Raw genomic sequence first — 2267 nt, 5'->3', positions numbered from 1 at the left:
TTCTTCTTTAAGCTGGCGAACCCATTTATCCATCGTGGATTTACCGACATTCATTGCCGTTGCAGCGGCGGCAACGGTGTAGTGCTGATCGAGTACAAGCTGGGCAGCTTCGAGGCGAAACTCGGGGGCTAAAATTACGTCTGTTACGTCCGGTCATAATGTCACCTGTTTTGACTATGAGGCGATGATATCACCTCTATTCAGGTGGCCAGATTTAGTATTCCACTACAGGATAATGTTCAGGATAAATCTGCCCTGAAAACCAACTTCAGAGCGAATATAGCGTTTAAAAACTTATTCAGAGGTATCAGCAGTTTCAGCGATGCATTTTTCTTTATCAAATTAGTGAGTAAGCTTTTATAAAGCGTAACATCGTTGCTGCGGATCGACATCTACACTCAGTACCTTCAGAATCATCATGTCAGATGATTATGACGGTGCTGACCAGTTCCCCGTTGGTTATCTGTTTCTGCTCTTCAATAGGGGCACTGCGGTTTGCTTGGCTTGGCTTGGCTTGGCCATCCGATAGCCCTAACCATGCGTCCGCGCAATATCCATCATCGCCTGAACGCCAATTTCCCCGATGATATGCGCCTGTTTCAGGCGGTTCTGCTCTTTCTCCTTATCGCAAATTGGGCTGATGCTGGCGTTGGCATGTTCCGTGTCGCGGCTGAGATCATTGATATTTTGCTGCTGAGCCGCGTTGTCACGCACAACGATAGTGCCGTCCGACACGGCTGACTGACGGATACAAAAATCCCAGCTCAGGGGCCGGGATTAATCGATTAATAATCAGAGTAATATGTAATCTGGTAGGCATCCCCTAATTCGACCTGAAGACATTTAGCGAGTTCACCACCTTCATGGATAAAAGTTAGTTGATCTTCCTTTGTCGCAAAATCTGACGACGCTGGATCTTCATCATTTAATATTGAGTCATATTTTTCCGACCAGTTATTAAGCCTCTCCTTTAATTCATCTGAAAGAGGTAAACTTTCCGGATCAATATTACCAACCTCTCCTGGAGAGTTATTCCACAGCGGAAAGGAGTAATAATCTGCCATTAACTTTATTATTTTCATTTTACTCTCCCGGCAGGATTAGCACCTACCATAAAACCATTGCTAGACACAGTAATTGCGAGGCGGTGAACTTCACCATTTATGACAGTTTCATATATAGGACGCCCTGTACCTTTCCCTTGATACCCAACAATATTCCCTTCTGAGACAGCTTTCATCACAACGTTAGGAATTTGTGCTTCAGATACACCGATATTCGCAAAGTCTTTTGCATGTTCGTCGATGATGTGCTGCAAACCGGCTTTGCCATTACCGGATTCGAGGAAAATGATTTTCCCATCAGAATTTTTTGCAACTTGTACAATATTTTCAGGTGTGTATTTTATCCCCTGAGAAGACATTTCCTTCAGCAACGACGCTTTTACATTGGCTTCTGTACTTATATTTCCTAGTTTACTTGCTGCCGCGCCACCCATTATCGGCGTTACCGAAGCAATAATGATATCCATTCCCTGCTTCGTTTCGGCGTAACCTTCCGCAGTCTTACGGTCTACCCCCAGAACATCCATTGCATATTGCGTCAGCGCATCCTTTACCTGTTGCTGATTCTGCGCATCAACGCTCGTGATATTCAATAGATTAACTATTTTCCCGTACGAGTCCGCGTACATATCACTGATTTTATTGTTATATTGGCCGGTTTCGTACTCGCCCTTAGCCGCTATAACTTCAAGTCTTGCACTGGCACACCCCGCACTTCCGGCCTTGCCATTACTGCACGCATCAATAACCTTTTTGTCGCTGGCGATATCTTTCTCACGCAGGTCGTTTATCTGTTGCTGTGCCTGCTCACGCTCCACCGGATCTTTACTGTTCTGGAGTTTTTGCTTCGCCAGCTCCAGCTTCGTCTTTTCTTCCACGCTGAGGAAGTTATTCTCCACCGCCGTCTTCCCGGCAACCGCACCTGTCCCTGCGGCAAACGACGAATCCCCGGCTACGCCGCCTGCCAACCCGGCGGCAAGCGTGCTCAGCGCGCTCACATTGGCCTTTTGCTCATTCGTTAGATTTTCCGGTTTTACTCCCGGATACAGCTCTTTCGCAATCAACTGCGCAGCCAGTTCACCGGTCGCGGCCCCGGCTGCACCGCCCGACACAGAACCGCCCTGCAGATAGGCGACCACTGCGCCGGCAAGCGCATGCCCGGTGATATTTTCGACTTCGTTAACGTTGCCTTTGGCGTCTGTG

Annotated in this window: 2 protein-coding genes and 2 pseudogenes; all 4 read right to left on the bottom strand. The window is 47.5% G+C overall.

Annotated elements, in window-relative coordinates; translation table 11 throughout:
- Positions 1 to 157, bottom strand: a pseudogene (locus tag AACU55_RS16755) (transposase); the annotation flags it as partial.
- Positions 158 to 534: 377 nt separating this feature from the next.
- A pseudogene (locus AACU55_RS16750) lies at positions 535 to 744 on the bottom strand (VENN motif pre-toxin domain-containing protein); the annotation flags it as partial.
- Positions 745 to 785: 41 nt separating this feature from the next.
- Positions 786 to 1082: a hypothetical protein gene (locus tag AACU55_RS16745; RefSeq protein WP_112151912.1), complete on the bottom strand. Its 297-nt coding sequence runs from the start codon at positions 1080 to 1082 to the stop codon at positions 786 to 788.
- Positions 1079 to 2267 (bottom strand): VENN motif pre-toxin domain-containing protein (locus tag AACU55_RS16740; RefSeq protein WP_167686184.1); only part of this gene is annotated, 1189 nt, incomplete at its 5' end. The genes AACU55_RS16745 and AACU55_RS16740, both read right to left, overlap by 4 nt.

Origin of the sequence: Rahnella sp. CJA17(1/100) (assembly GCF_963881615.1) — a bacterium.
Taxonomy (GTDB): domain Bacteria; phylum Pseudomonadota; class Gammaproteobacteria; order Enterobacterales; family Enterobacteriaceae; genus Rahnella; species Rahnella aceris.
Note: the sequence above shows the minus strand (reverse complement) of the source record. Positions and strands in the feature narration are given on the sequence as shown.